Raw genomic sequence first — 486 nt, forward strand, 5'->3', positions numbered from 1 at the left:
GATGATCGGGCGGTCCGGATCGCCTTCCAGAAAGCTCACAATCACTTCCTGACCGATCCGTGGAATCTGCATCGAGCCCCAGTTCTTGCCTGCCCATGCTTGAGACACACGGATCCAGCAGGAGCTGTTTTCGTTGGACTGGTCATGCCGGTCCCAGTAGAAATGCACCTTGACCCGGCCAAACTGGTCGGTCCAGATTTCCTCGCCGCTGGGGCCCACGACGATGGCGGTTTGCGGGCCTTTTACGATGGGCCTTGAGGTGCTGGCCAGCGGTCGAAAGCTTTGTTGGGCATCGATACAGGTCAGGGCGCTTTCGAATTGTGGACCGGCGGAGCCTGCGCCGGATTCGTGGCTTTCCTGAGCGACGTAATAGCGCGCGCCGACGATCAGGTATTCGCGGTTCTGATCGTCGCGACCAAAGCCGGTCATGCTGAACAGGTGCCCTGTGCCAAGGCCTCGGGCGTTGCCGCTCAGCTCGACGCGCTC

Annotated in this window: 1 protein-coding gene; it reads right to left on the minus strand. The window is 60.9% G+C overall.

Annotation, left to right across the window (positions count from 1 at the left end):
• On the minus strand, positions 1-486 hold a 486-nt coding region (gene tssI, locus AO242_RS23735), incomplete at both ends, for a type VI secretion system tip protein TssI/VgrG (RefSeq protein WP_141562240.1).

The organism is Pseudomonas sp. ICMP 561 (assembly GCF_002699985.1).
GTDB classification, from domain to species: domain Bacteria; phylum Pseudomonadota; class Gammaproteobacteria; order Pseudomonadales; family Pseudomonadaceae; genus Aquipseudomonas; species Aquipseudomonas quasicaspiana.